Origin of the sequence: Gracilimonas sp., from assembly GCF_014762685.1 — a bacterium.
GTDB lineage: Bacteria > Bacteroidota > Rhodothermia > Balneolales > Balneolaceae > Gracilimonas.
On record NZ_JABURM010000005.1, the window covers coordinates 968,546 to 992,177 of the forward strand.

Annotated in this window: 23 protein-coding genes; 9 read left to right on the plus strand and 14 right to left on the minus strand. The window is 40.0% G+C overall.

What is annotated here, in order from left to right; genetic code table 11:
- Positions 1–5 precede the first annotated feature (5 nt).
- The 9 genes from pssA to tmk all read right to left on the minus strand — a co-directional run bounded on the left by pssA (position 6) and on the right by tmk (position 7,889).
- Positions 6–836, minus strand: coding sequence for a CDP-diacylglycerol--serine O-phosphatidyltransferase (pssA, locus tag HUJ22_RS04400; RefSeq protein WP_290874445.1), 831 nt, complete (start codon positions 834–836; stop codon positions 6–8).
- Positions 833–1,486, minus strand: coding sequence for a phosphatidylserine decarboxylase family protein (locus tag HUJ22_RS04405; protein ID WP_290874448.1), 654 nt, complete (start codon positions 1,484–1,486; stop codon positions 833–835). Before HUJ22_RS04405 ends, pssA begins: the two co-directional genes overlap by 4 nt.
- 1 nt (position 1,487) lies before the next feature.
- The gene (gene rseP, locus HUJ22_RS04410) at positions 1,488–2,828 is read right to left on the minus strand and encodes an RIP metalloprotease RseP (protein ID WP_290874451.1); all 1,341 of its coding nucleotides are present in this window, start codon (positions 2,826–2,828) and stop codon (positions 1,488–1,490) included.
- A 5-nt stretch (positions 2,829–2,833) separates the two neighbouring features.
- Positions 2,834–3,982: a 1-deoxy-D-xylulose-5-phosphate reductoisomerase gene (locus HUJ22_RS04415; protein WP_290874454.1), complete on the minus strand. Its 1,149-nt coding sequence runs from the start codon at positions 3,980–3,982 to the stop codon at positions 2,834–2,836.
- A 45-nt stretch (positions 3,983–4,027) separates the two neighbouring features.
- The gene (locus tag HUJ22_RS04420) at positions 4,028–4,867 is read right to left on the minus strand and encodes a histone deacetylase (protein ID WP_290874457.1); all 840 of its coding nucleotides are present in this window, start codon (positions 4,865–4,867) and stop codon (positions 4,028–4,030) included.
- A 72-nt stretch (positions 4,868–4,939) separates the two neighbouring features.
- Complete coding sequence (pgeF, locus tag HUJ22_RS04425) at positions 4,940–5,686, minus strand: peptidoglycan editing factor PgeF (protein ID WP_290874460.1); 747 nt, start codon at positions 5,684–5,686, stop codon at positions 4,940–4,942.
- A complete protein-coding gene (aroE, locus tag HUJ22_RS04430; RefSeq protein ID WP_290874463.1) occupies positions 5,670–6,521 on the minus strand; it encodes a shikimate dehydrogenase in 852 nt (283 codons plus the stop codon). Before aroE ends, pgeF begins: the two co-directional genes overlap by 17 nt.
- A 78-nt stretch (positions 6,522–6,599) precedes the next feature.
- Positions 6,600–7,076 (minus strand): SRPBCC family protein, encoded by a 477-nt coding sequence (locus tag HUJ22_RS04435; RefSeq protein ID WP_290874466.1) that lies wholly within the window; start codon positions 7,074–7,076, stop codon positions 6,600–6,602.
- A gap of 210 nt (positions 7,077–7,286) precedes the next feature.
- On the minus strand, positions 7,287–7,889 hold the full coding sequence (gene tmk / locus HUJ22_RS04440; protein WP_290874469.1) for a dTMP kinase: 603 nt from the start codon (positions 7,887–7,889) through the stop codon (positions 7,287–7,289).
- A gap of 166 nt (positions 7,890–8,055) precedes the next feature.
- Here tmk and metG point away from each other — a divergent pair, with 166 nt between their 5' ends.
- From metG to HUJ22_RS04485, 9 genes are all read left to right on the plus strand, one after another.
- Complete coding sequence (gene metG, locus HUJ22_RS04445; RefSeq protein WP_290874472.1) at positions 8,056–10,089, plus strand: methionine--tRNA ligase; 2,034 nt, start codon at positions 8,056–8,058, stop codon at positions 10,087–10,089.
- Positions 10,089–12,110 carry an alpha-amylase family glycosyl hydrolase gene (locus tag HUJ22_RS04450; protein WP_290874476.1) on the plus strand — a complete coding sequence of 674 codons (2,022 nt, stop codon included), beginning with the start codon at positions 10,089–10,091 and terminating at the stop codon, positions 12,108–12,110. Before metG ends, HUJ22_RS04450 begins: the two co-directional genes overlap by 1 nt.
- 48 nt (positions 12,111–12,158) lie before the next feature.
- The gene (locus HUJ22_RS04455) at positions 12,159–13,502 is read left to right on the plus strand and encodes a sodium-dependent transporter (protein ID WP_290874479.1); all 1,344 of its coding nucleotides are present in this window, start codon (positions 12,159–12,161) and stop codon (positions 13,500–13,502) included.
- Positions 13,503–13,573: 71 nt separating this feature from the next.
- A complete protein-coding gene (gene efp / locus HUJ22_RS04460) occupies positions 13,574–14,143 on the plus strand; it encodes an elongation factor P (protein WP_290874481.1) in 570 nt (189 codons plus the stop codon).
- Between the two features lie 8 nt (positions 14,144–14,151).
- Positions 14,152–14,628 carry an acetyl-CoA carboxylase biotin carboxyl carrier protein gene (accB, locus tag HUJ22_RS04465; RefSeq protein WP_290874484.1) on the plus strand — a complete coding sequence of 159 codons (477 nt, stop codon included), beginning with the start codon at positions 14,152–14,154 and terminating at the stop codon, positions 14,626–14,628.
- 9 nt (positions 14,629–14,637) lie between these two features.
- Entirely contained in the window at positions 14,638–15,990 is a 1,353-nt protein-coding gene (accC, locus tag HUJ22_RS04470; protein ID WP_290874486.1) for an acetyl-CoA carboxylase biotin carboxylase subunit, read from the plus strand.
- Position 15,991: 1 nt separating this feature from the next.
- Entirely contained in the window at positions 15,992–16,372 is a 381-nt protein-coding gene (gene gcvH / locus HUJ22_RS04475) for a glycine cleavage system protein GcvH (RefSeq protein ID WP_290874489.1), read from the plus strand.
- A gap of 22 nt (positions 16,373–16,394) precedes the next feature.
- Positions 16,395–17,945 (plus strand): glutamine-hydrolyzing GMP synthase, encoded by a 1,551-nt coding sequence (gene guaA, locus HUJ22_RS04480; protein WP_290874492.1) that lies wholly within the window; start codon positions 16,395–16,397, stop codon positions 17,943–17,945.
- A gap of 69 nt (positions 17,946–18,014) precedes the next feature.
- Entirely contained in the window at positions 18,015–19,715 is a 1,701-nt protein-coding gene (locus HUJ22_RS04485; protein WP_290874495.1) for an ABC transporter substrate-binding protein, read from the plus strand.
- A 16-nt stretch (positions 19,716–19,731) separates the two neighbouring features.
- On the opposite strand, the gene mltG is transcribed toward HUJ22_RS04485, so the two are convergent.
- The 5 genes from mltG to HUJ22_RS04510 form a co-directional block, all read right to left on the minus strand.
- A complete protein-coding gene (gene mltG, locus HUJ22_RS04490) occupies positions 19,732–20,820 on the minus strand; it encodes an endolytic transglycosylase MltG (RefSeq protein ID WP_290874498.1) in 1,089 nt (362 codons plus the stop codon).
- 218 nt (positions 20,821–21,038) lie between these two features.
- Positions 21,039–22,307, minus strand: coding sequence for a hypothetical protein (locus HUJ22_RS04495; protein ID WP_290874501.1), 1,269 nt, complete (start codon positions 22,305–22,307; stop codon positions 21,039–21,041).
- A gap of 80 nt (positions 22,308–22,387) precedes the next feature.
- Positions 22,388–22,924 carry an HD domain-containing protein gene (locus tag HUJ22_RS04500; protein WP_290874504.1) on the minus strand — a complete coding sequence of 179 codons (537 nt, stop codon included), beginning with the start codon at positions 22,922–22,924 and terminating at the stop codon, positions 22,388–22,390.
- A gap of 15 nt (positions 22,925–22,939) precedes the next feature.
- On the minus strand, positions 22,940–23,281 hold the full coding sequence (locus tag HUJ22_RS04505) for a TM2 domain-containing protein (RefSeq protein WP_290874507.1): 342 nt from the start codon (positions 23,279–23,281) through the stop codon (positions 22,940–22,942).
- The gene (locus tag HUJ22_RS04510; RefSeq protein ID WP_290874510.1) at positions 23,274–23,585 is read right to left on the minus strand and encodes a DUF2752 domain-containing protein; all 312 of its coding nucleotides are present in this window, start codon (positions 23,583–23,585) and stop codon (positions 23,274–23,276) included. Before HUJ22_RS04510 ends, HUJ22_RS04505 begins: the two co-directional genes overlap by 8 nt.
- Positions 23,586–23,632 lie beyond the last annotated feature (47 nt).

A 23,632-nucleotide genomic window follows, 5' to 3' on the forward strand; every position in this document is an offset into this window, starting at 1 on the left:
TGAAATCAGCTGTAATCCTGAAATTCATCGGTACCTTCCGGACCGTAATCGTCTGTAAAGAATTGAATGGCTCCAATTGTGATCCCCTTTAGTACAAAAATGATAAAAACTGCCATTAATCCGTATTCTTTGAAAACCAAAATTAACACTAGATACATCAGGAAAAGAATGAATTTCCCCCGTTGTTCACGAATAGTGTTTCGGTCAAAACGTGGAATTTTATCAAAGGGTAAGGTACTGACCATCAGAAATGAAATAACTACTATAAATGGGATCAGTGCTGAATTTACACCATTTTCCAAGAACGTAAAAAGGTCTAGCGATTCATGGAATGTGAGAAAAAAAGCCCCCAGCATGATAGCCTGAGCAGGAATTGGAAGTCCTATGAAAAAATCTTTGGTAGGTTGTAAACGTGCATTAACATTAAACCTGGCTAAACGAACCGCTCCGCAAAGTGGCGGTAAAGCACTAACAATAATACCTACAAAACCCAGCTCATGTAAACTCCAGGTATAAATTAAAAATCCTGGAGCAACTCCAAATGAAACCATATCACATATGGAGTCTAGCTCAATTCCGAAATCACTTGTGGCATTCGCAAGTCGTGCCATTAAACCATCAAATACGTCAAACAGTCCCGCCAACGCAATCAACCAGGCTCCTCTTACGAAATCACCATCAGATATAGAAATAATGGCTAAAAAACCACTGAACAAATTCATTAAAGTGAAGAAACTTGGAACAGCTATTTTTTTATTTACCGGCGGCTTAGTTTTTTTCTTTCGCTTTTGACGCTCTTTAAAAGTATGATATTTTTTTTGTATCGGGTATTTCATGTCTTAATAACTCCAATAACTGACTCCCCCGCTTTTACACTATCACCGGGGTTCACTTTAATTTCAACATTGTCCGGAACCACAACATCCATGCGAGACCCAAATTTCATAATTCCGAACCGCTCACCTGCTTTGAGTTGATCTCCTTCCTTAATGTTATACACAATTCTGCGAGCCAGAAAACCGGTTATTTGGCGAAAAAATATCTTTGTTTGGGAGGGGTGAAGTACACCAAAATCTGCTCGTTCGTTAAGTTCAGAAGCATGCTCGGTCCACGCCATTAAATATTCCCCGGGATGATACTTTACGTATTCTAAAGATCCTGAAACCGGATTTCGGTTTACGTGCACGTTCAAAGGGGAAAGGAAAACACTGATTTGAGTAGCCTTGGATTTCAAGTAAACATCTTCGGTCACTTTCTTAACAAACACGACCCTCCCATCTGCAGGAGAAATAATCAAATTTTGATCATCCGGGGGGTATCGCTCTGGATCGCGAAAAAAGAATACGGTAAGCCCACTTAGCCCAATCATCACCACGTATATAACATAAGCAAACCAATGATTTAAGAAATAATAGGCAAACCCACATACCAATAAAGAAACCAAGAATACTAAGGCTATGGTAGAATATCCGTCACGTGCTAACATTCTAAAGTCCAAAATATCTGAAAGCATCATTAAACATCACAAATATAAATAATCCGATCATCAGGAAAAATCCAATTTGCTGCGCTACCATGCGTACTTTTTCAGACGGTTCACGGCGAGTAATTCCCTCATATAATAAGAAGACCAAATGCCCTCCATCCAATACGGGGATTGGTAGAATATTCAAAATAGCCAGTGTAATGCTTAATAAAGCGGTTATATTCCAAAAACCAATCCACCCGGCCTGATCAGTTGCGTCACGGGTTATATTTGCGATTGCAATGGGGCCACCCAGGTTTTGAGTTACCGAGATATCACCTGTAATCATTCTTGTGAATCCCTGTAAAATCCCAACTGTTTGCTCAGCAGTTTGGTTATACCCCTCCTGTAACGACTCAAAAAATCCATATTCAATAAGTTCCACCCCTAATGTTTGCATACTGGGTGAGACAATCCCTATTGTTTTAGTATCCGGATCCGGAGTGATAGATGCATAAAAAAGTGAATCCTCACGCATTACGCCAAAGTTAATAGCGCCTTCCGAAGTTTGTATTATTTCGACTAACTCCACCCAATATGAAACACTGTCCCCATTAGCAGAAACGATTACGTCACCTGCCTCTAAACCGGCTTCTGCTGCGGGATTTCCGGCCGGTACAGATGATACCTGGCTTGGATAAAAGTACTCTCGTTCTATAAATCCTCGCGTTTGAAGACTATCCAAATAATTCGGTGATACCGGAACTAAAACTTCATTGCCATTTCTAATTACAGTGTAATTTAAATCATTCGAAGTAAGTTGCGAAGCAGAAATTAGCTCGTTGAAGTAGGTTACCCTTTCCCCATTAACACCTACTATTTTGTCTCCGGTTTGAAACCCAATTTCATTAAGGATTGATGCTTCCGGCACATAAATACCTTGGGTTTCTTCAATTGGAAGTACGGCTTTTCCATTAGAGTAAGTCATCCCGAAGTAGATGAAAAAAGCCAATATCATATTAAATATTACCCCGGCCGTAATTGTAATAATCCGCTGCCAAACAGGCTTACTTCTATATTCCCATTCTTCGGGCTCCTTTTCAAGGTGCTCAGTATCCATGCTTTCGTCAATCATACCGGAAATCTTCACATAACCGCCTAAAGGTGTTGCACCGATACAATAATCAGTATCTCCTTTCTGGAAGCCCCAAATACGCGGAGGAAAACCTATTGAGAAGCGTTCAACTCGCATACCAAAGAATTTAGCGGCTAAAAAATGCCCTAATTCATGTACGAAAACGAGGATCATTAAAGCCCCGCCAAAAATCAAAATTGTATTTAATAAATTTAAAAACCAGTCCATGTATATTATTTAAGAATTGATGCCGCGTAGGTACGCGTCTCTTTATCTATTTCTTTTAGCGTCTCTATGTTTAAACTATCGCTTGATTCTATTTTCGCCAAACTTTTTTCTACAACTTCAGCGATATAAATATAACCAATTTCTTTATTCAAAAATCGTTCAACGGCAACTTCATTTGCCGCATTTAAAACTGCCGGTGCGTAACCTCCCAGTTTTATGCTGTCCATGGCCAATTTAACACACGGAAATCGTTTAAAATCAACAGGTTCGAAAGTAAGATTTTGAATTTTATTCCAATCTATTCTTGCGGTTTCGAGCGGCAGCCTTTCAGGATATCCAAGAGCGTAAATGATCGGGACTTTCATGTCTGGCAGACCCAATTGTGCTTTACTTGACCCATCTATGAAAGTGATCATGGAATGAATAATACTTTGAGGATGGATAACAGGCTCAATTTTCTCTACGGGTATATCAAAAAGCCAATATGCTTCAATAATTTCAAGACCTTTGTTCATCATTGTTGATGAATCTATTGTGATCTTTGCCCCCATATTCCAATTTGGGTGATTTAACGCTTCTGCTACCGTTACTTCCTCCATCTGTTTAAGGCTAAATTCTCTAAATGGTCCTCCACTGGCCGTAATAATAATCTTTTCAATATTACTCATAGACTCGCCAACTAAACACTGTAGCATGGCACTGTGTTCAGAATCTACTGGAATTAATTCGGTTTTTGATTTTTTCAGTTCTTCAGTAATTAGCGCTCCCCCTACCACCAGTGATTCTTTATTGGCTAAAGCCACTTTTTTTCCTGCACGTATGGCAGCTACAGTTGACTCAAAGCCGGCAAAACCAACCAACGCATTTAATACCGTATCAACCTCCTCTAGTGATGCTATCTCAGGAAGTTTGTCAGAGCCTGAAATAACTTCCGTATGATTAATCGTGTTTTTTAAAGTTTCAAAATGGCCTTCATTCCCAATAAGCGTATAGCTTGGAGAAAACTCCTTTACCTGTTCAGCTAATAATTCCCAATTGGAATTAGCAGTAAGCGCAACAATCTCAAATTTATCAGAATGCTGCCGAACAATATCTAAAGCTTGTGTTCCTATAGATCCGGTGGATCCCAGAATAGCCAATTTTTGTTTTTTCAAAATCTATCTTGATTTAGGTTGGTCTTCAAATTAAGGAATGATTTTTCAAAACCCCATTTCTTTTGCCACTTCATACATCTGAGCATGTGCAACTACCGTTTCTTTTAGGGTTGGGGCATAACCGCCGGAGAGCAATAAAACCAAGGGGTAATTATGTTGGGTAACGCTTTCAATCACAATTCTTTCTCTTTCCCGGAGACCAGACAAGGTTAATGAAAGTCTACCAAAATGATCTGTTTCCATTGGATCAATTCCACCAAGATAAAACACCAAATCAGGGTTAAATTTATTGAAAATAGAATCCAACGCTGAAATTAACGACTTAGCATATTCTTTATCTCCTGTTTTGTCGGGAAGTCCAATATCTAAATCAGATGGTGGCTTTTTGAAAGGGTAATTATTCTCACCATGAATTGAAAAAGTAAATACATCCGGGGCATCTCTGAATATATACGCCGTTCCATTTCCCTGGTGAACATCACAATCTATCACCAAAACTTTATTCACCCATTTAGATTGTTGCAGTACTTTAATAGCCACCGCCACATCATTAAATACACAAAAACCTTCGCCAAAATGTGGCATGGCATGATGCGTGCCTCCGGCCAGGTTTCCAGCCAAACCATCTTGGAGGGCCATCAACCCCGCATTTAGTGTGCCCTGAACGGCTAACCGGGAACGAATAGCTAAAGACTTTGACCATGGCAATCCCATTCTTCGAATTTCTTTACGGGTCAAGCCTCCTTCCCACACTGCTTGAGCGTAATCCGGGGTATGGGTGGTAATTAAATCAGACAAATTTATCATTGATGGTTCAATGATTTCAAAAGGGGCTACTACTTCTTTTTCCAAAAGAAAGGAATGTAATCCCTGAAATTTCTTCATAGGGAAAATGTGCTCGTTTGGAATAGTGGCGTAATATCCTGTACTGTAGCTGACTCTCAACGAAATACTTTCTTAATTAAGTTTGATGATGCCCATCATTCGTCCGCTCTTTTCTTTTTGGCGGCGATAGGAATAGAATTCTTCCACCTCAATAGTGCACCGGTCATCAATTTCTATGTTTTTCGGTTTAATGCCTTCGTATTCAAGCTGTTTTTTTATAAAGGCTCTCAAGTCAACATGAGGTTTGCTATAATTCGTTCTATCCACAAACTCTTCCGGAAATTCGGCTGCAACCTCTTCCCCAACTTCAAAATTTTTGAGGGAAATACAAGGACTTATAAACACATGAATGTGATTGGCCTCAGCCCCGAGTGCTATCATTTGCTGAATTGTTTTGGGAACGATATTACCGGCAGCCCCCCTCCATCCGGCATGAGCGACTCCAATTACCTTATTTTTTGAATCCCCACACAAAACTGCCGCACAATCGGCAACCTGAATAGCTAATGCTAAATCCTTTTTGTCGGTCACAAATCCATCCGTATCAGTATAAATTCCTCCTGAGTCCACATACCTCACAGCTGTTTCATGAATCTGAACCGCATAAGCTATTTGATTTTCCGAGATTCCCGTTTCTTCTAAAAGATGCTTACGATTCTCCAATACCACGGAAGCTGATTCATCAGTATTCAAGCCGAGATTAAGCCCCGGAATAAATTTATTTTGTTGTACCGAATCGTGGTTTCGAAGTGTAAACCAGCACGAAATTTCTTCATTGTTCAGACGTGCAGGTTTTATAAGATTAATTTGGGAAGACATCTTCCAGTTTCATTTTTATAAGTCCTAATGGAAATTCTTGTCCGGTCCATAGCTTAAAGGATTTGGCCCCTTGGTGAATCAGCATATCTAATCCCCCAATCGGAATTCCGCCTGATTCGTCAGCCTGGGTCAGAAATTTAGTTTGCTTGGGATTATATACAACATCATAACAAATTTTATCTCTCAATACTCCTTTTTCTTGATCCTTAAGCGGTGAAGCATCCGTATTGGGCTCCATTCCCAAGGGGGTCGCATTAATTATTATAGCTGCCTCCTCAGCATAAGCCGCCCAGTTCTCATAACTGCACATAATAACATCAGTAGCTTCATTATATCGCCCCGGCCTTCTTGAAACCATCACTATTTCTTCCACGCCCATTTCAAGTAGCGCAAAGTTGATAGCTTTAGTCGCTCCCCCGGTGCCGAAAATAATGGCCCGCTCTCCTGCTAATTCATCTTCATAATCTTCCAAAGGGACCCTGAAGCCGTAAGCATCCGTATTCTCACCAACAATTTTTCCATCTCTTTTAACAATCGTGTTGATGGCCCCTATTTGCGCCGCTTCCATCCCCAGGGTATCCATTGCATCAAATAATGTTTCCTTATATGGAATCGTAATGTTAGCACCCAGAAATTCTAAGCGGTTGAAATGTGCAATGAGAGAAGATATCTCACTGTTACGAACCGAAACGGCGTGATAGTTCGCTTTTATATTGTGATGTTCCAATGCTGTATTGTGCATCAATGGTGAAACGCTATGAGTAACAGGGCTACCAATCAACAGATAGTGAGGCTGCCGGCTTGATTCTGAGTGTAAAAACTTGGTGAATTCCATCGTTCTTTAAAATAATGACAAAAAAAATGCGCATCGGTAAGATGCGCATCAAGTAATGTAAATAAAGTTAGATCTACCTTATGCGGTAACTTCTTCTTCGGTTTCTTCTTTTGGCTCAAGTGGAGTTTCTTTGAAGGTTCCGCTTTCGGCCAGTTCTTTGAATTTTTTAAGGTCTTTAGCCAATTGTGCGGGTGAATCTTCAATAAAGGAAGCCAATTCTTCTTCAGGGTCACCGAAAAAGGTTCGATAATCCAGAGAGAATTCTACGCGAGTTCGTTCGCCATTATCAAGCGGAGTAAATCGAATAGTTCCGGTTTGGTTTAAATTACCATTAATGGTAATCCAGGCAAATCGGGTATTACGAAGATTATCGATAAGATTAGTGGTCCATTTATATTCTTCTCCACCAATATCCGTATTGTATTCAAAAGTTTGAGAGTTAATTCTCTCTACTTTATCTATGCGTTCCAAGAACTTAGGAAATTCAACCGGATTACTGAGGAGTTCATATACTTTGGCAAGAGGTAAATCAATTTCGATTCTTTCGTGCGCCATAATTTATTACTTGGTAGTTATGATCGTTAGAATTGTATTCTTTTGATGAACTGGTTGTCATGGAAATAGGCAGGACTCATCCAGATTGTTCTAAATTTACGGATAAAATGATTAAGCCTCAATGATCTTCGAAGATAAAAAACCAAAAAAGTATTTTTTTTCTGCTTTATAGCGGTAAAATGTACCATTAAGCAGATAGGAAAGAACTTTTTATAATTTAGATTCCAATATGTTAAAGATATCTTTATGGATAGATTGTTTGTCCCGTTCTGCATTAATCGTTTTAAATCGGGGTTCGGTTTTTGCTAAATGTTCAAATCCTTTAAAAACCCGGGTATAAAATGTATCACCTGCGCGTTCCATTCGGTCCTTCTCAAAATGTTTAGTCCGTTCTGAAGCCTCATCTAAACTTAAACGCAGGTAAAATGTGTAATCCGGAACTAAATTTTGAGTTGCAGCAGCATTAATTTGATGAATTTGTTCAAGAGGCATGCTTTGACGCCCAAACCCCTGGTAAGCTACAGTAGAATCATAGAACCGATCCAGAATCACAATAACCCCCTCCTTTAGTAAGGGGCGTACTTTTTCAGCTATTAATTGGGAGCGTGCTGATGAAAATAACAGTAATTCTGTAACAGGAGAAATTTCTAATTCAGGATTTAACAACATCCCGCGTATCATTTCGGATACATCCGTCCCCCCGGGTTCACGAAAAACCTCAACTCGATGCCCCAGTTCCGTTAACTTTTCTTTAAGCAGTGAAATTTGTGTGGATTTCCCGCTTCCGTCTATTCCTTCAAATGTTATAAGCATGCTTTAAAATTACTAAGAAATATGATGAGGTTACATTTTTAAATAATTTAGCTTTCAATTTAGAGTTGTCGATGGGTATTCTTTCATCGAAAAATTTAGAATCTTGCCTTAAACATTAAACCCACCATTTCTTATCTTCACAAAAAAAGACGGATAAAACTCATTCATGCCCAACAAAAAACGAATTCTTGTTACTTCGGCGCTGCCTTATGCAAACGGACCTATTCATCTTGGACACCTTGCCGGAGCCTACCTCACCCCAGACTTTTATGTACGCTACAAACGAAGAACAGACGCTGATGTAGCTTTTATTTGTGGCTCTGATGAGCATGGGGTACCTATTACCATTGCGGCTGAAAAAGAAGGGGTTTCCCCTCAGGATATTGTTGATCGCTATCATGAAATGAATAAGAAGGTATTTGAGGATTTCGGCATTACCTTCGATTATTATGGCAGAACCAGCTCAAAAACTCATCATGAGACTTCACAGGAGTTCTTTACTACGCTTTATGAGAAGGATTTTTTCAAGAAAAAAACGGAGGAACAGCTGTATGACCCAAAAGCAGATATGTTTTTACCAGACCGTTATGTGAAAGGAACTTGCCCAAATTGTGGATATGAAGAAGCTTATGGTGATCAGTGTGAGAAATGCGGAACATCCCTTTCCCCCACGGAGCTGATTAACCCGGTAAGTGCCTTAACAGGGGAAGTGCCTGAACTAAAAGAAACCGTCCATTGGTATATGCCTTTGGGTGACATCCAGCCCAAGTTGGAAAAATGGATCGATACCCGTGAGAACTGGAAACCCAATGTAATGGGCCAAGTCAAAAGCTGGTTGACCGATGGACTCAATGACCGTGCAGCCACCCGGGATTTAAGCTGGGGAGTTCCCGTGCCCTTAGAGGAAGCCAAAGGCAAAGTGCTGTATGTTTGGTTTGATGCTCCAATCGGCTACGTTTCAGCTACCAAAGAATGGGCCCAGGAGCAAGGTAAACCGGAACTCTGGAAAGATTTCTGGCAGAATGAAGACACCGAACTTTACCATTTTATTGGAAAAGACAATATTGTATTCCACTGCATCATGTTTCCTGTTGTCCTGATGGAACACGGGGATTATGTGCTTCCAAAGAATGTACCGGCCAATGAATTCCTGAACCTTGAAGGAAGGAAGCTTTCAACTTCTCGTGGATGGGCGGTTTGGCTGCATGAATACCTCGAAGATTTTGAACCGGATTTATTGCGATATGCCCTCGGCACCACCCTTCCGGAGTCTAAAGATTCTGATTTCTCATGGAAAGATTTTCAAATGCATGTGAATACGGAGTTGGCGGATGTACTTGGTAACTTCACCAACCGATCCCTCTCCTTCACCGCCAATTATGCCGACGGAAAAGTTCCTGAATTAATCGAGCCCTCTGACTTGGACAAAATGACACTCCAAGCCATTGAAAACCAGAAAGAGAAAATTACACAAGCTTACGAAAACTTCCGGTTTAAAGAAGCCATCAGTGAAACGATGAACCTGGCCCGAATTGGGAATCGCTATTTCACAGAAACCGAACCTTGGAAAACCAGGAAGGACGACCCTGTTAAATGTGGAAATACGCTTTATGTAAGCCTGCAAATCAGCGCTGCTCTTGCCTGCCTGTTTGATCCTGTTCTCCCCGCTAAAATGAAACAGTTAAGAGCTCAATTCGGCTTAAACGATAATTTTAGTTGGACAGAGATCAATTCAAACATGTTGGTTAAAGGTACCGTTGTCTCACAAGGTGAAATTCTATTTGACAAAATTGAGGACGACATCATCGAAGAACAAATACAAAAATTACACGACAAAGCTAAGGCTGCCGATTCTACACCGGATGTGCCTGAGTTAAAAGAGGATATCGAATTTGGCGATTTCATGAAATTGGATCTCAGGGCCGGTAAAATTCTGAGCGCCGAGAAAATTGAAAAGTCCAATAAGTTATTGAAGCTGAAAGTAGATATTGGACTTGAGAAGAGAACGATCGTATCCGGTATTGCCAAGGATTTTAAAGCTGAAGATCTTCCGGGACAAAAAGTAAGCGTTGTGGCTAACCTTGCACCCAAAAAATTAATGGGAGTCGAAAGTCAGGGGATGATCCTCATGGCTGAAACTCCCGACGGAAAACTCAAATTTGTAGAAACCACGGCTGAACCTGGCAGTCCCATTACTTAATGGAATCTGAAATACAAAATGAGTGTATGGTAACCGGACTGGAAGAATTTCCTCTTGGATACACGATAAAAGGTAATCAAACAGTCTTTCGCCTGTTTGCACCCAAAGCTACATCCGTAAAATTAGTTATTTACGATCAATACGAGGATGAATTAGGTCTTGCTTTCCCCCTTGAAATAAATGAAGAGGGTATTTGGGAGGGACTGATTCAGGATACTTTTTATAACAAATGGTATGCGTATAAAATCGAAGGCCCGGAAGATGATCCTTATTTCATGACTTCTAACCATCCAATTGCTGACCCCAGAAGCCGGCATGTAACTTCCACAAATCATCACCTTCAATTCCCTAAAACAAAAATTACGGAATCGGGTCCTTTTAATTGGGAAGGTGATACTTTTACAGCTCCGGAAGATCCCCGAGATCTTGTTATTTATGAAGCCCACATAAAGGACATGGTAGCTCACTCTTCTGCCAAAACATATGTGAATGGTATTTATAATGATTTCAGAGAGGCTGAAGTTGGAGGTATCGCGCATTTAAAAAAACTGGGAGTTAACGCCGTTGAATTCCTGCCGCTTCAAAAATTCGCCTATTTCGAACCACCTTTTAATGAAGATACCCCCGAAGGCATTAAAAACACCTGGAACCCCTATGCCCGAAATTACTGGGGCTATATGACCTCTTTCTTTTTTGCACCTGAGACAATGTATGCCTCTGATGCCAACTTACAACCCGGGTCCGTCATAGGAGGATCGCAAAACGCTGAATTTGAACTCAAAAATTTAGTTAAGGAATTACATAAGGAAGGTATTTCGGTAATCATGGATGTTGTTTATAATCACGCTTCCCATTATGACTTAAATCCTTTGAAGTACACTGCTAAAGATCATTATTTTCGGTTGGATGAGGCAGGTAATTTCTTAAATGACAGCTGGACCGGTAATGACATCAACACAAGCGCTTATTATGCGCGCGACATTATCCTGGAATCGGTAAAGCATTGGATCACTGAATATCATATTGATGGATTCAGGTTTGATTTAGCCGGCATCTTCGATTGGGAAACAGTGGACATGATTAAGGAAGAAGCTAAAAAACTTAATCCCAATACAATATTAATTGCAGAACCCTGGGGCGGTGATTATAAGCCGGAAGGTTTCTCTGATCGAGGCTGGGCATCCTGGAATGATCGTTTCAGAAACGGATTTAAGGGATACAACCCCACCGAAAATAAAGGATTGATATTCGGGCAATTAGGATCAAACTCTCGCTACGGGATCGAAAATCTTATCCGAGGTACATTAAAGTTCGGTGAACATGGTTTATTCAATCACTCCGCTCATACCGTGAACTATCTGGAAAGTCATGACGGTTATACTTTGGGAGATTATATCCGAATTGCTTTAAATAAGGAAAATGCTCAAAAAACATTCTCAGATAAAGCATCTATTTCTGTGCTTTCCGGGCAAGAAAGAAAAATCGCCAAACTTGCAGCTCTAACGTTATTTGTGTCTCAAGGCATTACTATGATACATGCCGGCCAGGAATGGGCTCGCTCAAAATTAATCATCGCTCCTCAAAATTTAGATCCAAAAAAGGGACGATTAGACAAAGATTCCTACAATAAAGATAACCAGACTAATTGGCTTAATTTTAATGAAATTGATCTCAACAGGGATCTTTATGAATACTATAAAGGTTTAATTAAATTAAGGTTAAACTCCCCCGCCCTTCGAAAAGCACAGCCAGATGAAATTAATTTTAAGGTATATGACAGTCCTCTTCACATTACATTCTCAATTGATGGAAAAAGTTCGGGTGATATGTATGATTACTTTGTATCATTGAATGCGAACACAGGACATGCACATGAAATTATTTTACCCGAAGGGTATTGGGAAATCGTTGTTAACGCAAGCAAGTCCGGTTATAAAACCATCAAGAGTACGCATCAATCACTTAGCGTACCTGCAAGTTCCGGAGTTGTATTAAGAAAGTTGCGTGTGAGCAATGCTTAAAATATTTTAAGCTGTCTAAATAATAAAACATCCTAAGGAGGAAATCACTTGGCTGAAATAACCACCGAACGCGGTTCATGGAATTCAAAACTTGGCTTTATACTTGCAGCAGCAGGTTCGGCCGTTGGACTTGGTAACATTTGGGCTTTCCCTACAAAAGTTGCCACCGAAGGCGGCGCTGCATATCTCTTAATTTACCTGCTCTGTACTTTTGCTATCGGCTTTCCGGTAATGGCTGCTGAAATTGCAATCGGCCGTAAATCAGGAAAAAATCCAGTTGGCGCATTTAAAGCTATCAGTTCAAATAAGTTTTTCCCATTTGTCGGTTTGTGGGGGGTAATTTGCGGGGTGATGATCCTCTCCTTCTATACCGTTATTGCCGGTTGGGCGTTTGGATATGCTTTTGAAGAAATTTTCTACTTTTTTGGATGGGCGGATGCCGCCAATTGGCTCACTGATACCAACAACGGGTTTAAGAATGCCCTTATCGCCACTGTTTTTATGCTTGGCACCATTAAAATCATCACCGGCGGGGTAAGTGATGGTATTGAACGGGCAACCAAAGCAATGATGCCCCTTTTGATAGGTATCATTGTGATTATGATTGTTTATGTACTATTGCAACCCGGCAGCGCCGAAGGGGTTCGTGTTTATTTACTTCCCGATTTCAGTAAAATTAACGCTGATCTGATTTTTTCAGCCATGGGACAAGCATTCTTTTCCCTTTCTCTAGGAATGGGTGCTTTAATTACTTATGGTTCATACCTCAATAAAAAAGAAAATATTCCACAGGCAGCCGCTTTTGTAACTTTAGCTGATGTGGGGATTGCTTTTCTCGCCGGTTTATTAATTGTTCCTGCTATGTACCTGGCTCAAAGTTCCGGAATTAATATTAGTGTGGGTGGAGAGCTCGCTTCAAGTACCGACCTTGTATTTCAAATATTACCTGCACTGTTCCATACTATTGGCGGAGCTGTTGGTATGATTTTAGGAGTTACTTTCTTTCTTCTTTTAAGCATTGCGGCATTAACCTCTACTATTTCTTTATTGGAAGTGCCCGTTTCATACGTAATTGATGAATTCGAAGTAAAACGAAAAAAGGCTGCTTGGTCTGTAGGATCCGGAATTTTAGTCGTATCCATTGCCGTTTCATTCTTCCCTGTTTTAATCGGACATTTTGATAATATCTTCAATAATATCGGTTTACCTCTGGGCGGATTTTTAATCTGTGTTTTTGTAGGCTATTTTTGGACAACAGAAAACGCCATCAACGAAATGGAGTATGGATTTGCAGGTATCAAACAAACCCTATTCTCAAAAGTTTGGCCAATTTTCATTAAATATATTTGTCCTGCAGCCATACTTTATAATTTGATTACTAATTTCATCTAAACTCGTTTGTTATCCAAACAGGCAGGTGGTATTTTTGAGCGAAATTTATTTATCAGAGGAAAAACTAAAGAATGTCTAAAGTATCAACATCAGATTTTAGAAACGGAATGGTTCTGGATCTGGACGGAGAACTCTACTCGATCACAGAGTTTCAACATGTGAAACCCGGAAAAGGCCCTGCTTTTGTACGCACAAAGCTAAAAGGGATCATGAATGGGAAGAATATCGATAAGACCTGGCGATCCGGCGAAAATGCAGAAGCAGTAAGGATAGAACAGCATGAGTATCAGTATTTATACAATGATGGCCAGCTTTTCTACCTTATGCATAATGAAACCTATGAGCAGGTACCGGTAAATGCCTCTCAGGTTGAGCGAAAAGGTTTTTTTGTAGAGGGACAAGATTGTAATGTAATGGTCAATGCCGATGAAGAATCAATTCTTTACGCGGAACCAAAAGATCATATAGAGGTGACAGTGGAAAAAACGGATCCCGGCGTACGCGGTGATACCGCCCAAGGTGGAAGTAAGCCGGCTACACTTGAGTCCGGAGCTACCGTTCAAGTTCCTTTATTTATTAATGAAGGTGAAAAAATTAAAGTAGATACACGAACAGCTGAATATATAGAACGAGCTAAATAAAACTAACCATGGATTTAAAACTCATAAAAAATATATTAGACCTTATCGCCGAAAGCGACGTGAACGAAGTTTCGCTCGAGGAAGGTGATTTCAAAATTAAAGTAAAGAAACAAGGAGAAGTTCAACAGGTTAGCTATGCACAGCCTGCAGCACCTCACCCCCCTGCCCAAGCTGTACACGCACCGGCCCAGCCTCAACAACAAGAAGCGGCAGCCGGCCAAAGCTCAGCAGAGGATCAACCGGATGGTGATACGGTTACTTCACCTATAGTAGGTACTTTTTACGAGGCTGCGTCTCCTGATTCTGATCCATTTGTCAAAGTTGGGGATAAAGTTTCCAAAGGTGACACCCTTTGTATTGTGGAAGCCATGAAAATCATGAATGAGATTGAAGCTGAGTTCGGTGGCACAGTGGAAAAGATCTTAGTGAATGATGGACAACCCGTCGAGTTTGAACAACCACTTTTCATTATTAAAAAAGACTAAGCGGCATTCATGTTTAAAAAAATTCTGATTGCCAATCGAGGAGAAATTGCACTGCGAATTATTCGCACATGTCAGGAAATGGGCATTAAAACAGTAGCAGTATACTCTACTGCTGATGCCGACAGCCTGCATGTTAAGTTTGCGGATGAAGCCGTTTGCATTGGTCCTCCTGCAGGCAAAGAAAGTTATTTGAAAATCCCAAGTATTTTAGCAGCTGCTGAAATTACTAATGCCGAAGCTATCCATCCCGGATACGGTTTTTTGGCAGAAAATGCAGAATTCTCACGCATCTGCTCGGAACACGACATCAAGTTTATAGGGCCTTCACCTGATGCCATTAATAAAATGGGTGACAAGGCAGTAGCTAAAGCTACAATGATTGCCAATAAAGTGCCGGTGGTGCCCGGTAGCGACGGTGTTGTTGAAAGCTACGAAGACGCAAAAAAAGTTTGTGATGAGATAGGATTTCCGGTAATCATCAAAGCTTCAGCCGGCGGTGGCGGGCGCGGAATGCGTATGGTAATGGAAGCCTCCGAGCTTGAGAAAAATTATAAAATGTGTCGTCAGGAAGCCGAAACTTCTTTCAACAATCCAGCAGTTTATATTGAGCGATTTGTATTGAACCCTCATCATGTTGAAATTCAGGTTATGGCTGACCAGCATGGAACGGCTGTACACTATGGAGAAAGAGACTGTTCCTTGCAACGGCGTCATCAAAAAATATTGGAAGAATCACCCTCTCCCCTGATGACTGAAAAGTTACGCAAACAAATGGGTGATGCTGCAGTTAATGCTGCGAAAGCAGTTAACTATGAAGGGGCAGGAACCGTAGAATTTTTAGTGGACGACGATCACAACTTCTACTTCATGGAAATGAATACCCGTATTCAGGTAGAGCACCCTGTCACGGAAGAAGTAACCGGTATCGATTTAATTGAACAACAAATCAGAGTAGCAGCCGGTGAAAAAATAGAAGAGTTTCCCCTGAAATTTACCAATCATGCTATTGAATGCCGCATTAACGCAGAAGACCCGGAACACAACTTCCGGCCTTCAGCAGGCGAAATTACTGTATTCCATCCTCCCGGTGGGCACGGAGTCCGCTTAGATACCCATGCATATTCCGGGTATAGAATACCTCCTTATTATGATTCCATGATAGCAAAGTTGATTGTAAGTGCTCCTACACGAGAGGAAGCCATCAGAAAAATGAAGCGGGCTCTGAAGGAATTTATTATCGAGGGTATTAAGACAAATATCCCTTATCATATCCAGCTTATGGATGATGAAAACTTTATCAAAGGGAAATTTGATACCAAGTATTTAGAAAGAGAATTCAAATATATACCTAAAAAAGACTGAAATGAGCATACCTGCTGACCTAAAATACACTCGCGAGCACGAATGGGTTAAAGACAACGGCGACGGTACTGTAACAGTTGGTGTCACTGACTTTGCACAAGGCGAACTTGGGGATATCGTATTTGTAGAACTGGAGCCGGAAGGAACTGAATTTTCCAAAGATGATACTTTTGGTACCGTTGAAGCCGTTAAGACCGTTTCTGATCTCTACGCCCCTGTTGACGGTGAAATTACCGAAGTCAATGAAAAGCTGGAGGATGAGCCCGAGTTAGTAAATGAAGATCCCTACGGAGATGGGTGGATGGTAAAAATTAAACTAGCCGATACTTCCCAATTGGATGACCTGCTAAGTGCTGAACAGTACGAAGAAGTCATCGCTTAATCCTTTTAATTGTTTTTAATTCATGCATAGCCGACATTCCGAATGGATTCTCATCCTTGATTATGGTTCTCAACTTACTCAACTAATTGCTCGTCGGCTCAGGGAGCTGCATATTTATTGTGAAATTCATCCCTACAATGTCAATCTTGATGAAGTTTCTACCCCGACTCCGGGAGGGATTATTCTTTCAGGCGGCCCAAAGAGTGTCAACGATGATGATGCTCCCAATCTTCAATCTGAAATTTTAAGCTGGAACATACCCATCCTTGGTGTGTGCTATGGCCTTCAGCTTTTAGCTCACACCGAAATTCCAGGAAGTGTAGAAAAAGCAGCCAAGAGAGAGTATGGACGTGCAAACCTCCTCATTGATAATGATGAAGATTTGTTAAAAAATATTCCAAACGAAAGTGTTGTCTGGATGAGTCATGGTGATCATATCCATGAATTACCCTCCTCTTACGAAGTTATTGGTCATACCGCAAATGCCGAAGTTGCTGCCGTACGTCATAAAAAAAATCAGATCTACGGTGTTCAATTTCATCCGGAAGTAGCACATACTGATCATGGAAAACAACTGCTTCAAAATTTTGCCTACACTATTTGTGATCTTAAGGGAGACTGGACTTCTGAATCTTTCATAGATGAACAAATTGCAGCGATAAGGGAGAAAGTCGGTACTGATAAGGTTTTATGCGGCCTCTCCGGAGGAGTTGATTCTACTGTAGTTGCTACGCTCATTCACAGGGCTATTGGAGATCAGCTGGAATGTGTGTTTGTCGATAATGGGTTATTGCGCAAAAAGGAATTCGAATCCGTCATGGAGCTTTATACCCGTGACCTAAATTTACCGGTTCGGGGTGTAGATGCTTCCGACCTTTTTCTTGGGCGACTTGAAGGCATTTCTGATCCTGAAGAAAAACGGAAAATTATCGGGAATACTTTTATTGATGTATTCGATGAAGAAATCGGTGAAGATGCGGACTTTAAATACCTGGCTCAAGGTACACTCTATCCTGATGTAATTGAAAGTGTCTCCTTCAAAGGACCTTCGGCTACCATCAAATCCCATCATAATGTAGGCGGACTCCCTGAAAAAATGAAACTTGATCTCATTGAGCCGGTTCGCGAATTATTTAAAGACGAGGTTCGAGAGGTTGGCAAGGCCCTGGGAATTCCCGATCACTTTATTGGCCGGCACCCTTTTCCGGGACCTGGGCTGGGAATTCGAGTACTGGGCAAACTTTCCAAAGAGCGTCTCGACTTATTGCGTGATGCCGATTTTATTTTTATAGAAGAGCTCAAAAAACAAAATCTATATGATGAGGTTTGGCAAGCTTTGGCAGTTCTGCTGCCGGTACAAAGTGTGGGGGTTATGGGCGATGAACGCACCTATGAATTTACGCTCGCGCTTCGGGCAGTAACCAGCTTAGATGGGATGACTGCAGACTGGGCACATTTACCCTATGATTTTTTATCGCATGTCTCAAATAGGATTATCAACGAAATTAAAGGTATTAATCGCGTGGTTTACGATATAAGTTCCAAACCACCGGCAACTATTGAATGGGAATAATTTTACAGAACTTTTTAGCTTTTATTCAGTTATAAATACAGCAAAGTGAATAATTCAATCTAAATTTCGATGAAACGACTTCTACTTGTCTTTACTTTTTTGACCATTAATACCTGTTTGTTTGCCCAATCCCTGGAAACAGGGATAGAATTTTATGAGGAAGGAAATTACGAACGAGCATTACTTATTTTTGAAAATTTAGATTCACCTACCGCACAGCTTTTTACCGGTAAAAGCTATTTCGCACTTAATAATTTTTTAAAGGCTAAGTATTATCTGAATAAGGTTGACAGTACTGCTGAAGAAATGATGCTTGAAGCTAAGTACACTAAAGCTTTAGCTGATTTTCAGCTTAAAAATTTCGCCTCCTCTTTAGATGCTTTATATGAAATAAAAGAAGGCTCTTTTCATCCATCAATTACAAGATCCGCGTATAACTTTTATCGGGAACTGAACAACTACCTCTCTCTTAATCAAAGGTATGTTGCTTTCCGCGCTTCGGCTTATGACAACGTTCGTTTAGATTTAGTTGAATCAGCTGTCGGAAAAGTTGATTTATCTTCAGCAAGAGCTTTGTTTTCAGCATATAAAAGTGCCGTAACAGATGCAGATACGACTAAATATGCTTCCCTTAAGGCTTTTTTAAGTGACTCTTCGGCATACACACAAAGATTTAATCAGAACAGTCGTTATCCCAAAGCCCCCTCCGGGTTAGCTTATAACATCGGTGTTGCGTTACCGGAGTTTGATATTGAATCAGCTGAGTTTGAAATTTCACAACATCTGTACTTTGGTATTCAATTAGCTATCGAAAATTTTAACAGTGAAAATACAGATCAGAAAGCGTTTATTACCTACAGGAATACGGAAGCTGAGGCCTCAAAAGCTGCTTCGATCTCTAACGACTTAATCTGGAATCATGATGTAGATGCTATTATAGGCCCATTGTTTTCGGAAGTCGCCGAGGAGCTCTCCAAATATGCCGAACTGTATCAAAGACCCTTACTAACCCCTCTGGCAAACTCCGACAGCCTCAATCTTGACCTGAATTATACTTATCAGCTTAACCCTACTTTTGCCGTGCAGGGCCGAACAATGGCAAGACATGCCATTCAGAATTTAGGACATGATACGTTAGCTGTGATAGCAGAGAGAGGTTCGCTGGGAGAACCTTCAGCTATAGCCTTCTTAGATGAAGCACGAAAATTAGGTGGCGAAGTAGTTCGCTATTATGTAGAAGATTTCAGTTCTCAAGGCTATGATATAAGTGAGTATGTCAAATACTTTGATCCTAATCCGGATGAGGAAGACATTTTAAGTTATAATATTGATGCGGTGTATGCTCCTTTTACAGGAAATATTGCCGAAACCCTGATTAGCTCACTTCTTACTAATCTTGAGGCCATGCAAAGTAAGGTGACAATTCTGGGTTCTGAAGAGTGGGAAACCGTAAATATCGGATCAAGAAGACTCCCTGAAACCAACATTTATTATACAAAAACATTCGATCTTGATATAAACAGCTCCGAAGTTGAGGATTTCGAAAGTGCATTCCGGCTTCGGTTTGATACCCCGCCAAATAGATTCGCTTATATCGGCTATGATGCAGCCAATCTGATTTTAGAAACCCTAAAGCAAGTACAAAACCCGGTTTATTTAAAAGAAGGGCTGAAAAAATTCAATAACTATCAAGGTCTAAGTACAGATATAAGTTTTAAAGGTACTCATATCAATCAAGAAGTTAAGATTAAACGTATTCGAGCAGAGTAGAACTACACTTTTCAGATTAGAGAGCGGTACTGTCGTTGGCTTCTTTTTGCCGGTTTTCTAACTCTCGTTTTATTCTATATTGTTCGCGCAGCCAAATACGCCATTTCTCGCTTTCTATTTGATGTTCCCTAAAGGTCTCGGTAAATACATGTCCCCCCTCAGGATTAGCAACCATATATAAATAATCATGATCTTCAGGATATAGGGTGGCTTCAATTGTGGACAAGCTTGGATTTGTAATGGGGCCTGGCGGCAAACCGCTATTCATGTATGTATTAAAAGGATGGTCAATTTGATAGTCTTCAAAAAGAAGTCGGCGCCGTTCCCCTAATACATAGTTGATGGTAGGGTCTGCCTGTAACCTCATCCCTCTATTTAATCGATTCCAATACAAACCACTTATCCGGGGTTTTTCCTCCTGATTCTTAGCCTCCCATTCTACAATGGAGGCAAGGGTAATGATTTCGTCCATAGAATACCCAAGCTCTTGAGCTCTTAATCTAAATTCGTCAGTAATAGCAGATTCAAACTCTCTTAAGACTTTATCAATAAATCCCTTGGGTGATGTCGTCCAATACATCAAATAGGTATTAGGGAACATTCTTCCAAAAAGTTGCTCAGCTGATAAATTATTTTCGGCAAGGTAGGTACTATCCGTCAAAGCTTGATACAGATCATCTTTACTAAAATAGAAATTTTCAGCAACAATCTCTGCTAATCGTTCAGGCATTATACCAGGCAATATTACTACTGATGAAGGATCCTGAATACCCTTGGTCATCTTAGAAAGAAAAGCATTGTATGAATATCCTCCCTCAAAAACATAACGTCCTCTTTGGTATCTTCTCCAGCCTAAAATGCTTGTGGCCCATTCAAGCTCTTCTTTGTCAAATTCAATTCCCTGTCGGTTTAGCTTTAGCTGTAAAGAATCTAATTCACTTAAACTGTTAAATATAAGCTCTGTCTCCTGTTCAAAATAAATAGCCGAATTGGACGTAAGACGTATAAGACGAGAACTTAACACGGTGAGGGTAATCAATACAAAAATTAAAAGAGCCGTTACAAATTCAGTTTTTTTAAGGGCAATCAGATTCTGAAGATTCATACTTAAAGATACTAATAGATGATTTAAAAATTATACTGAACTACATCTAAATAGTTCAAATATTCTAAGTAATAAATTGAAACATTCAATATTTAAGCTCGTATTTGTTTGGCGAAGAGCAAAAGAGCTTTTGGATGCTGCATAAGCTCCAAATGCCCTAAAGAAAAACCCGGATTTTGATCGATCCGGGTTTCTTTTTTTAGATTTAGAAGATTTTTCTAAAAGGTTGGATTAAATCGAATCCAAAACGATGTATGCCCCTGTGCTCCCGCAATAGGTTTAGCTAACTCAAACTTCATCATTCCCAAACCAAGACCAATACCTGCGTTATGGGACAGTTGCAAAATAGAAACATCGAAAATTTCAATAGGATTTTTAGCTGTATAATTTTGAACATTCACATTTGAAGTTCCCGAATCAAGAAACAACGATAAATAAGTTGAACTTAAATCAGGCCATCCTTTTTTGTGTGTTGAGCTTCTTCCAAACTCAATTTCAAAATTACTAAGCAACATTTGGTTTCCATTAAGTGATTTGTATCCCAAAGCTCTCAGGCTTCCTAGACCACCTAACGCAAAGTTTTTAAATTCAGGAGCAGTACCGGTGATACTTCCGGCCATTATTCTCCATTTAAGAAGTGTGCTTCTATCCAATCTAAAAAATGATTTGGCTTCAACTTGATATCGATTATACATAAAATCATTGCCAGAACCTTTCAAATCCGCTATTTCAGCTTTTGCTGAAACCGTCGTGGATATTGACGAAAACTTAGATATACCGTTAGGATTCAAAGTTGCCCCTAAAGCCACACTTTGTTGACTTGCCTGGTTCATTTCTGGATCTATAGCCGGATTTACTCTAAATGAAGAGTAACGTGAAACCAATGAAAAATCAGTAGCAGCTTCTAAAGAACTAAACACATCGAAGTTATAGGAGGCTCCAAGTTCTAAATAACGCATGGGGCGTAACAAAGTATAAAATCCATAGCCATCTGCTTTATAGTAGTCATGAAAATCAAAACCGGAAGCAAAAGAGGTGATACTGTTTTCATAGATTCCGGATCTCCAATAGTCCTCTGTAGCGGTTGTTTTGTGCAATTCCCCGCCAATCAACATCCATTTACGATGATTGCCAATACTTTTTTCAGCTCCAACTGTATATTGCAACTCATTTTGAGCAAATGAATATCCAATAAGCCCGTGCAAGTCAACATTTTCTATATCAAAAAAGCTGGAACTGTTCCAATCCATTTTTTCTTCCTGATAACCTAAAAATAATCCATCCACCCTATTATGCCGAATCATCCCCGTTACAGGATATGCTGAATAAATCGGGTTTTTCACCCCAAAATTACTATTTGAATAAAAACCTTCATCCATCCCCTCATATAAATCAATGGAGGAATAGATTTTTTTTTCAATATTTTGGGCGGTAACACTAAGTGAGAAACTTAATACAAGAAAAAGAGTAGCATATAGAATTCTCATAGCATGTTATTTAATTGACGTTATCTCTTAAACCGCTATGAAAATTTACTTTAAAATTGTTAAAAAGGGAAATAGCATGTTCATGTCCGAAAGACATCAATCATAAATGCAATATGGTCTCGCAACTCCATTCCTATTAATTCAGCTCCTTTATTGATATCCTCCCTGGGAACATTAGCTGCAAACTTGGCATCTTTAAGCTTCTTGGTAACAGATTTCACCTTCATATCCTCAAACTTATTTGGACGCATAAGCGAAACCGCATTCATAAATCCCGAAAGTTCGTCACAAGCAAAGAGATAACGTTCCATTTCAGTTTCAGGTTCTTTACCGGTTCGGTCCGGAGCATGAGCTTTAATTGCCTCGATTACTTGTTCAGAATATCCGTGATTCGGCAATATCTCATTCACTGCTTTTGAAGGATGTTCATCAGGGTACTTTTCCCAGTCCAGATCATGCAATAAACCGGCTGTCCACCATTCTTCTATTTCTTGACCTGTTTTACCCAAATGCCGGGCATAAGCTTCCATAGCCTGAGCAACCATTTCACTGTGATTGAGTAAGCTCTCACTATCAATATATTCCCGTAACAATTTTTTTGACTTTTCTCTGTCCATGTTCCTTAAGTAAGGTTAAATATATGAGCGTACTTCTTTAGCAATCTCCCTGTTATACTGAAAAGCTAAGTCTTTATAATTTACCAAATCTACAATTGTACCAATCAAACATAATCCGCCGGTAAATATATAGAGGATTCCCATCCCTATTTGATTGAGAATAAGACGATGTACCCCCGCAATAAGGAAAAAACCTAAAAGGCAAGTTATAAGTATAGTTTGGGGGTCTTTGCGACGACTTCGGTAAACAGAAGCAAATTTAGATGCTTGTTCATCCGAAAGGTCTGAAAATAATTTTCCAACATATAAAGATTCGTCGCCGTCAATTTCAGGTAGATGATCTATAACATTAGCCATGTTCTATATTCCTTTTATTATTTTGTTTTGATTGATTATAAAGTCTTCGCCATAAATAAAAAATCCTTGAACTTAGAATAATTACAGCAAGCGGACCAGCAAAATGAGCATTCATTGCTGATGACAAATCGCCCCGAAAAGTATAGGCAATGGAATGCCCAAGGCCTTCACCCGGACAAAAACCGATACCCGCCAAGTCGAATAAACAAAAAGAAGTGCCTGCGCCCATCGGATTCATAAATCCGAGAAGAATTAATCCTACACTAAATGCTATCCATTCCAGATGCTTTTGTACAAACTTCATGTTTTGGTTACGTGAGATTAAAATCAAAGTTTCTATCTGATTTCGGA

Coding starts and splice junctions, on each gene's coding strand:
- HUJ22_RS04510 (WP_290874510.1), bottom strand. CDS start 23,585: ATGAAGTTTGTACAAAAGCATCTGGAATGGATAGCATTTAGTGTAGGA.
- HUJ22_RS04405 (WP_290874448.1), bottom strand. CDS start 1,486: ATGTTAGCACGTGACGGATATTCTACCATAGCCTTAGTATTCTTGGTT.
- accC (WP_290874486.1), top strand. CDS start 14,638: ATGTTTAAAAAAATTCTGATTGCCAATCGAGGAGAAATTGCACTGCGA.
- metG (WP_290874472.1), top strand. CDS start 8,056: ATGCCCAACAAAAAACGAATTCTTGTTACTTCGGCGCTGCCTTATGCA.
- guaA (WP_290874492.1), top strand. CDS start 16,395: ATGCATAGCCGACATTCCGAATGGATTCTCATCCTTGATTATGGTTCT.
- mltG (WP_290874498.1), bottom strand. CDS start 20,820: ATGAATCTTCAGAATCTGATTGCCCTTAAAAAAACTGAATTTGTAACG.
- HUJ22_RS04500 (WP_290874504.1), bottom strand. CDS start 22,924: ATGGACAGAGAAAAGTCAAAAAAATTGTTACGGGAATATATTGATAGT.
- accB (WP_290874484.1), top strand. CDS start 14,152: ATGGATTTAAAACTCATAAAAAATATATTAGACCTTATCGCCGAAAGC.
- HUJ22_RS04420 (WP_290874457.1), bottom strand. CDS start 4,867: ATGAAGAAATTTCAGGGATTACATTCCTTTCTTTTGGAAAAAGAAGTA.
- HUJ22_RS04495 (WP_290874501.1), bottom strand. CDS start 22,307: ATGAGAATTCTATATGCTACTCTTTTTCTTGTATTAAGTTTCTCACTT.
- HUJ22_RS04435 (WP_290874466.1), bottom strand. CDS start 7,076: ATGGCGCACGAAAGAATCGAAATTGATTTACCTCTTGCCAAAGTATAT.
- efp (WP_290874481.1), top strand. CDS start 13,574: ATGTCTAAAGTATCAACATCAGATTTTAGAAACGGAATGGTTCTGGAT.
- tmk (WP_290874469.1), bottom strand. CDS start 7,889: ATGCTTATAACATTTGAAGGAATAGACGGAAGCGGGAAATCCACACAA.
- HUJ22_RS04450 (WP_290874476.1), top strand. CDS start 10,089: ATGGAATCTGAAATACAAAATGAGTGTATGGTAACCGGACTGGAAGAA.
- pssA (WP_290874445.1), bottom strand. CDS start 836: ATGAAATACCCGATACAAAAAAAATATCATACTTTTAAAGAGCGTCAA.
- HUJ22_RS04505 (WP_290874507.1), bottom strand. CDS start 23,281: ATGGCTAATGTTATAGATCATCTACCTGAAATTGACGGCGACGAATCT.
- pgeF (WP_290874460.1), bottom strand. CDS start 5,686: ATGTCTTCCCAAATTAATCTTATAAAACCTGCACGTCTGAACAATGAA.
- rseP (WP_290874451.1), bottom strand. CDS start 2,828: ATGGACTGGTTTTTAAATTTATTAAATACAATTTTGATTTTTGGCGGG.
- gcvH (WP_290874489.1), top strand. CDS start 15,992: ATGAGCATACCTGCTGACCTAAAATACACTCGCGAGCACGAATGGGTT.
- HUJ22_RS04485 (WP_290874495.1), top strand. CDS start 18,015: ATGAAACGACTTCTACTTGTCTTTACTTTTTTGACCATTAATACCTGT.
- aroE (WP_290874463.1), bottom strand. CDS start 6,521: ATGGAATTCACCAAGTTTTTACACTCAGAATCAAGCCGGCAGCCTCAC.